7 protein-coding genes are annotated in these 8,155 nt (G+C 52.5%); all 7 read left to right on the top strand.

Annotated features, from left to right (window positions below; all coding sequences use genetic code 11):
* On the top strand, positions 1-333 hold a 333-nt coding region (locus PHP98_10935; GenBank protein MDD5484142.1), incomplete at its 5' end, for an IclR family transcriptional regulator C-terminal domain-containing protein.
* Between the two features lie 37 nt (positions 334-370).
* Positions 371-2,701, top strand: a complete 2,331-nt coding sequence (locus PHP98_10930) for an alpha-N-acetylglucosaminidase TIM-barrel domain-containing protein (GenBank protein MDD5484141.1) — start codon at positions 371-373, stop codon at positions 2,699-2,701.
* A gap of 41 nt (positions 2,702-2,742) precedes the next feature.
* On the top strand, positions 2,743-3,804 hold the full coding sequence (locus PHP98_10925; GenBank protein MDD5484140.1) for a uroporphyrinogen decarboxylase family protein: 1,062 nt from the start codon (positions 2,743-2,745) through the stop codon (positions 3,802-3,804).
* A gap of 75 nt (positions 3,805-3,879) precedes the next feature.
* Positions 3,880-4,908, top strand: coding sequence for a hypothetical protein (locus PHP98_10920; protein ID MDD5484139.1), 1,029 nt, complete (start codon positions 3,880-3,882; stop codon positions 4,906-4,908).
* A 15-nt stretch (positions 4,909-4,923) separates the two neighbouring features.
* Complete coding sequence (locus PHP98_10915) at positions 4,924-5,685, top strand: sugar isomerase domain-containing protein (protein MDD5484138.1); 762 nt, start codon at positions 4,924-4,926, stop codon at positions 5,683-5,685.
* Between the two features lie 213 nt (positions 5,686-5,898).
* The gene (locus PHP98_10910; protein MDD5484137.1) at positions 5,899-6,642 is read left to right on the top strand and encodes a hypothetical protein; all 744 of its coding nucleotides are present in this window, start codon (positions 5,899-5,901) and stop codon (positions 6,640-6,642) included.
* 493 nt (positions 6,643-7,135) lie between these two features.
* A partial coding sequence (locus tag PHP98_10905) for a Gfo/Idh/MocA family oxidoreductase (protein MDD5484136.1) occupies positions 7,136-8,155 on the top strand: 1,020 nt, incomplete at its 3' end.

The following is an 8,155-nucleotide window of genomic DNA, read 5'->3' as shown; positions in this document are numbered from 1 at the left end:
TTCGTCGCCGAAAACGGCCTGCCCGGCGACAGTTGGCCGCAGGCAAATTCCCTAAAAAAACTGAAAACCGAGCTGGAAAAGATCCGCCGGCAGGAATGGATTGCCCATCAGCCTGGAAAGGATCTGGTGGGCGTGGCCTGCCCCATCAGAGAAAACGGGCAAGCGCGCGCGAAAAATGGCGGCGGCGATAGTGTCGTGGCCGCGCTGGGCATATTCCTGCCCGCCTTCCGCTTCAAGGGCGCGCACAAAAAAGCGATTATAAAAGAAATGACCGCGGCCGCTGCAGGCATCAGCGCGCGCCTCGCGTCCCAGAGTTCTGCAATACAGGCATGAGGGCCGTAAAAGCGTATTTCCGGCCGCGCAAAACATTATGAAAGCAACACCACCGAGCATTATTCTGCCGCCACATGGGGAAAAAGGATATTTCATCGCGGGGGAAACATTCCGGAACCTCTGGCAGACCGTTACCGGCCAAAAAGTCCGCTTAATTAAATGGAACGGCTCCCTGCCGCGCGGCAACGCGGTGGTGATCGGTTCCGACGCCGTCAATCCGGCCGCTTTTCTTCCGATCCGGAACGGACGCATGGCGCGCTTCCGCGTCAAATACGGCACGGATGATTATCATATTATTTCTCTGACGGAACGCGGCCGCACGACCCTCATTCTGGCGGGCGCCTGCGCCCGTTCCACAATTTATGCCGTTTATGACTTTTTCAGACGAAAAGCCGGAGCGGAATATTTCTGGGACGGCGATAAAATCCCCTTCCGCCCGAAACTCAGCATGGCCGGATGCGATTTCGCGGAAAGCCCACGCTTTGTCTATCGCGGCCTGCGCTATTTTGCCCACCGCGGTCTGCATCGTTTCCAGGCGGAGCACTGGGATTTTGAAGATTGGAAGCGGGAAATTGACTGGATTCTGAAGAAACGGCTGAATCTCTTCATGCTGCGGACCGGCATTGACGATCTTTTCCAGCGCGTTTTTCCGGAGAGTTGCCCCTACCCCCCGAAAAACGGCCCGGACCCGGACGCGGTTCCGCGTTCTTATGACGATCGCACCAGTTTCTGGCCGCTGAAATACCGGGGCGAACTGCGGAAAAAAATCCTGCAATATGCCTCTGACCGCGGCCTCCTGCATCCCGAGGATACCGGCACTATTACACACTGGTATTCCCATACTCCCTCATCATTTTATAAACACAACCCCGGCTTTCCCGTCCTCAAGCAGAACACTCCGGGTTATAACTCGGTTACCGGCCGGGTCTGGAACATTTTTGACGAGCGCGCCTGGCAAGCCTACTGGAAACTGACCGCGACGCACATCCGCGAATTTGCCGGCAAAGAACCCCAATTGTTTCACACGATCGGCCTGGCGGAGCGCATGTTCGGAAAAACCAGGACTGAAAATCTGAACATCAAGCGCTATGCCTATCACAAAATCCAGTCGGTGATGAGGGAACACTATCCGGACGCACCCCTGCTGATCGCCAGTTGGGATTTCATCATGAATTGGAAAAATGCCGATGTAAAAAAACTGCTCCGCGAATTTGATCCGTCAAGAACCATCATTCTGGAATACACGGCTGACCTGGAAGGCCGCAAACCTTACCGAGGCTGGGGCATATACCGCAAATTCCCGTGGATATTCGGCGTTTTCCACGCCTTTGCGCCGAACTCGGAAATCGGCGGCAATTATTCTTCGCTGGCCGGCCGCCTGCGCGAGGCTGATTCCGACCCAATGTGCCGGGGACTGGCGCTCTGGCCCGAGCTTTCGCACGGCGACACCTTCATGCTGGAATATCTGGCCCGTAACGGCTGGAACCCGCGCGGCGCCGCCTTGCCGGCATCGCTCCGCGCTTACTGCGCCAGCCGTTATTCCGCCAAAATTATCCGCAATATGATGACGGTCTGGCGCGATTTTTTTGCGTTCTCGCGTCCGCTGCGCTGGCATGCAAATTTCCGCACCCGGAAAAGTTTTGCCTTTCTTCCCTATTTCCGGATTCTCTCGCAGGAGCAGTTTTCCAACCTGACTCCGGAACGGCTGGCCCTCTATCGGGACGAATATGCCAAAACCGAGAAGAACCTTTCCATGGGCTGCGGCGTTTTTAAAAACCTGGAAAGGCTTGTTTCCGCCAATTATGGCGACCAATTCTGGCGGCGGGACGCGATTGACATTGCCCGGACCGTCTTGGATCAGTTCCTGCGCTGGACGTTTGTAAAAATCGCGCTCAACCTTGACGCCTGGCGCAAGGATAAGGCGCTGGCCGATACAATCCGGCTTCAGCGCCGACAAATTGAAACATTACTTGCGCTCCTCGGCAACCTGCTGGATCAGGACCCCGATTTTTCAATCTACGCCTCGCTGCAACGCCTGGCCAGGACCGCGCCGGTCAATTCCCACGCGGAACAGACCCTCAAAGGCAATATTGAAAACGATTACTGCCGCACTTTTGCCTCCGAACTGGTGCGGCATGTTTACAAACGCGAGTTTGAAGTTTATTTCAACTGGATTGAACGGCGGCTGGCCGCGGGCGGCCGGAAGGCGTGGCGGCGGCCGGCGGAACAGTTTGACGCGGAAAAGAAACGCATCCAGGACGAATTTTACGCCACCCCCCTCAAAAGCATGGCGCCGCGCGACGAACGCTCGGCGAAGCAGTTAAGAAAAATATTCCGCCAATGCGGAGAAATACTTGCGGCAACATAAAACCATGAAGGGACACCCCCAATCAAACATTATCAAAACAAATGAACTCAAAAGAACGTGTTTTGCGCTCCATTCAACACCAGGAAACGGACCGCATTCCCTCGTTTTTTCTCGGGGATAACAATGTCACGTTCCCGCTGGGGAAGAAACTGGGCGTTAAAGCGGATGATTTTTCCTATGTAACTCCCGGCCACATGCAGCTTGATGAAAAACTCGGGTGCGACGTCCGTTTCGTATGGCCGGGAGTTAAAAAAAATGCGCGTGATCACCGATGGTTTTCCTGCGGCGACGTGCATGCCGCCATGCACGGGGAAAAGATGGTTATAAAAAAAATGCCGCTGGAAGACGCCTCATCCGTTGAAGACATAATAAAATATCCGCATTGGCCAAGTCCCGACACTTTTGATTATGAGATTTCGTCCGATCTGCTGCCTTATCTTAAGGATAACGCCGTTGCCGCTTATGACATGTTCATCCTGTTTTTATACGCCATGGGACTGCGCGGAATGGAAAATTACATGATGGATATGGCTTCCAACCCCGATATGGCCCATGCCGTCATGGGCAAAATCAGCGCCGTCAATCTTGAACGCATGCGCCGTTTCCTTGCAACCAACCAAGGGCTCATTGACATTGCCGGCATCGGCGACGACGTGGCCGGGCAGAACGGAATGATGTTCAGCGTGGCTATGTGGCGCGAATATATCAGGCCTTACCTGCAAAAAGCAGTGGACCTCTGCCGGGAATTCAGCGTGATTCCCTACTTCCACGGTTGTGGAGGTTTTACGGAAATTTTTGACGACATGGCCGCCATGGGGATTCAATGCGTCGGCCGCCTGCAGTCGGAGGCGCGCGGCAACGAATTTTCCGCGCTGAAAAAGAATTTTGGAAGCCGGATTTGTTTATGGGGCGCGATTGACGGACAACACGCAGTGATAGAAAAAAACGCCGATGAAGTCAGGGAATACGTAAAAAATCTTATGAAGATTGGCGCGCCCGGCGGCGGTTTTGTGGCCGGCCCGACCCATGCGTTCACCGAGGACACGCCCGTTGAAAACATCATCGCCGTCTACGAAACATTGCGCGGAGAAAAAATTGCGTGAAGTTTTTAAGCGGCAAACAGCGCCTTAAACATTGGAAACCGTCATGAAAAAACAATCAGAAACGGAGGAACGGCAATGGCGATAAAACAGACAGCGGTAAGTTATTACGGCTTGAACTACGTGGAGCACGCGGAAAGGGACTTTAAGGAAATGATAGACCATGGCTGCACGGCGGTCATCCTGGCCATCACGGAATTTGAGATGGATTTCTGGTTCCCGTCAATTAATCCGGTCATCAAAAAAGCCCATGAACTGGGGTTGAAAGTAATCCTTGATCCATGGGGCATAGGAAAATATTTTGGAGGAGAGCAGGTAAGCCTCTTCCTTCAAAACAACGTTAATAATCGCCAGGTTTCCGCCATTACGGGCGAAATATTGCCTTATGCCTGTTTTAATACTCCTTCCTTCCGGGATTATTTCCAGGGCATTTGCCTGAAACTGGCAAAGGAGACGGAAGCCGATGGATTTTTCTGGGATGAACCGCACTACGCCCTGCCGAAATCCTATGCCTCGATCACCGGCGGCGCCGGCGAGGACTGGACCTGCCGGTGCTCAGTATGCCAGAAAAAATTCAATGATTATTATGGCTATGAGATGCCGAAAGTCATGAACGATGACGTGAAGCAGTTCAGGTGGCGGGAGGCGTTATTCATTCTTGAAGACACCTCGCGGAAAATAAAGGAAATAAACAAAAAACTTGAAATAACCGCCTGTGTCCATGCGACCATCAACACATATTATGTCAAGGAATACCGGGGGTATGACAACTGGGACATGGTGGGCGCGTCGCCCTATTTTGACGTTTTTTCCACCACTATCATCAGCTGGCAGCTGCCGATGAGTTTTTTCAAGGACATTACGCAACGCACCGTGGAAATAGCAAGGAAGTATAACAAGCAGTCGGAACGATGGATCATGAATTATTATAAACAACCCGACGATTTCAAACAGATGGATGAAGTCGTGGACTTGTATGTAAAACTGGGCGTAGACCGGCTGGCCGCATGGACATACCGCGGTGGGTATGGAACGGTGCTGGCCGCGCCCGACGCCTTGAAATTATGGGACCGGCTGGGAACAAATTACAAAAGAGTGTTAAAATAGGAGGGAATAAAAAAAATGCAAAAAGAGAATAACGATTTCGGTTATCTGGAAAAAATCAGCGCGCTTTTAAAAAGGATTGAAAAGGAACAAGCCGCAAACATCAAGAAAGCCGGCGAATTCATGGCCGATGCCATTGAGCGGGACAAGTTGATAAACGTCTATGGCGGCGGCGGGCATACGACGTTGGTGATGGGTGAAATGTTTTTCAGGGCGGGCGGTTTCAGCAATATCAACCCGATCATGGAAACGGGGCTTTCCGTCTTCAATCAGGCCCTGAAATATCTGGAGCTTGAGCGCTGCGTCAATTATGGCCGGTCAATAATGAAATATTACCGGTTAAAAAAAGACGATTTGCTCATAATATTTCACAATATCGGCATAAATGCCGCGACTATTGACGCCGCGCTTGAAGCAAAAGACAACGGAGTGAAGATCATCGCCGTCTCCAGCTCTTATTGGCAGAATGAAATGCCGCGGGACCATTTCATCCGCCATCCGTCAAAGAAAAACTTGTTTGACTTGGCCGATGTTTGCATAGACGACTACAACCCGGTCGGAGACGCCGTTATAAACGTTCCCGGTTTTAATACGCCGATAGCGCCAATCTCAAACATAACGGATTTTTACATCGCCCACCGCTTGGAAATAGAAACCGTGAAAATCTGCGTTGCCAGGGGGATTGTTCCCCCCGTATGGCGCAGCGCCAACGAACCCGGCGGCGACCAGGCCAACGCCGCCTTGCTGGCAAAATACATCCCGCGGGTAAAATGTTTATAAACAGGGAAAATTTTGAATTAGGCCCCCGATCGCGAAGCGCATCGGGGGCAACTATTATCCCGCTCGACGTAGGGGCTTCGCTTGCGAAGCCCTTCCGGCGGGCGTCGTCAAGCGACGCCCCTACGGGATTTTCGGACGAACATATGTCTTTGAAATTCCTGGACATTAAAATAGCCACAAAATTCACAAGTTAATGGTTTTAAGGAAAAAAACATGACAAAAAAAAACATCGCCGCAATGAACAAAGCCCTGGGAAATTTGATTGATAAATACGGGCTCCGGCGCCGGGCCAAACTCGCGCCGGCCGGACGCGGCGCGCCGGTGGAAGTCATGCTGAAAACGGAATCCGGGCAAACATGCCGCCTGCTGCCCTGGCGCGTTGAGCGACGGTTCACCGAGCTGAAAAATATCGCCGTGAACGGCACGTTGGAAGATATTTCAACCTTGCGTTTCTGCGCCATTGCATCGAAAAACACATCACTGGATCACTTGCTTTACCGCAAATTTGATCTCTGCGAATACCTTGGCGGCGCGGACATTAAATCGTTGTTTGCCGTGTTCAACGGGAAAAAGGCGGCCAACGTGATCGTGAAGCTGGCAAACGGGTTGAGCTGCAGCGTTGAATGCAGCGTGACGCTCCCGGACGGCGCGGAAGAAATTGACCGGCACGAAATAATAGCCCGGCGCGGAGTGGCCTCCGACCGCGTCGTTGATACCCAGGTGCCCCAGGCTTCCATCTATGCCTTCACCGGCAAGGGGGAAAAACGGTTTACCGACATTGACAGCGAACTCTTCGGCTTCGCTCCGTCGGAAATCAATCTTATCCGGGCCGCTTTTGCCGTTCTCTCCGACCCCAAAACCGGCAAGGCCTGGAACAGACAGAACGAAAGACTCCTGCGCATAATCGCCGCGGCCCTGAAATCAGATAAAACCGGGAAACCAGTTTCGAACGTATAGTACCTTTACCATGAGGAACCGCTATAAAAAACAAGAAAATGAAAAACAAGAGGGGATTCTCCGCCCCGGCGGATCCGCACAGGCGGAACCACAGAGACACGGAGGCACAGAGCGTGATCCGTCTCCTTGATCTCCTTCCATCTCCACACAGAGTGTTGCGTGCATTTTGTGTAGGGCGCAACACCCTGCGCAAAATGCACGCAACGATTGGTCGGAAGAGAACACGTGAGGAGAAGTCTCTCTGTGCCTCCGTGTCTCTGTGGTGAGGTTTATTTTGTTTGGGTTGCGGGCATAGCCCGCTTTGGAAGTTTTAAAAAGGTAGGGCCGGACTGCCAGTCCGGCCGTCCGAACGGCAAAACCGCGGCGGGACCACGCCGTTGGCGTGGCAGGCAAGGCTGTTTTCCGCCTTAGGCGGATCTGCTATGGCATGAACCACGCTTAAGCGTGGTCCCCGCCCTACCTGAGAACAATAATATAATGAAGGAATAGTACAATGAAACCATTGAAAATAGCGATGCTCTCCCTCACGCACGGTCATACCAGGAAATATTATCAGACTCTCAAGAGCAATCCAAAACTGGACTGGGTGGCCGCCTGCGCTGAAAACAAAGCGGTCAAAAAAGTGTTTGAGTCCGGCAACCATGGCGTGCCGTGTTACATGGATGAACGAGAGATGTTTAAAGAGCACCCGGAAATTGAGGCGGTGGTGCTTGCCTCCGCCAATAACCGGCATTTATCCCAAGTCCGGGACTGCGCAAAGCGCGGTCTGCATGTGCTCTCAATGAAAATTCCCACCTTTGACATGGCGGAATATGACGAAATGATTGACTTGGTCGCCCGGAGTGGAATTGTCTTTCAGGTTGAGTTGGAAATGCATTACAACCCCGTGGTGCACCGCCTCAAAAAACTGATCGCCGACGGCGAAATCGGCAAAATATTTTCCGTTCAGGCAACCAACATAACCCTTTCCCCGGTTTGGGCTTTTCCCTGGCAGGGTGTGCCGGAAGCCAGTTATGGCAAAAGAATTGCCCTGCGCAAGGGAGATTCCCGCTTTCGCGGCGGAGCATTATGCGACCATCCCCATATTTTTGACCTTATCCGCTGGCTGACCGGGGCCGACTTTGACTTTGTCTTTTCAGATGTGGGGAAAAATATCAGGCCGGAACTGGAAGTGGAGGACATGTTGCTGGTCAACGGGAAAATGCGGGACGGCACGGTATTCCTGCTTGACCCATCCTGGTCCCGCATGGAGGAGCGTCTTAAAGTTCCGGGTCCGGGCTGGGAAGTGTTCCCGAAACGCATGGAGGTCAATCTTGTAATCAGCGGCGAAAAAGGCGTTCTGGCCTGCGACTGTTTCGGTCCCAATGTATATCATAACGGCGCGCCCAACGACCGTTATACAGTTCAATATACCTATTTCGACGAATGGATCGGAATGGTGGATGAATTCGTTGACTGCATAAGAAACGGCAAACAGCCGAAAATCAACCTTAAATGGCACCGCCAGACGATT

The sequence above is a fragment of the Kiritimatiellia bacterium genome (assembly GCA_028715905.1).
In the GTDB taxonomy this organism is placed as follows: Bacteria; Verrucomicrobiota; Kiritimatiellia; order JAAZAB01; family JAAZAB01; genus JAQUQV01.
Note: the sequence above shows the minus strand (reverse complement) of the source record. Positions and strands in the feature narration are given on the sequence as shown.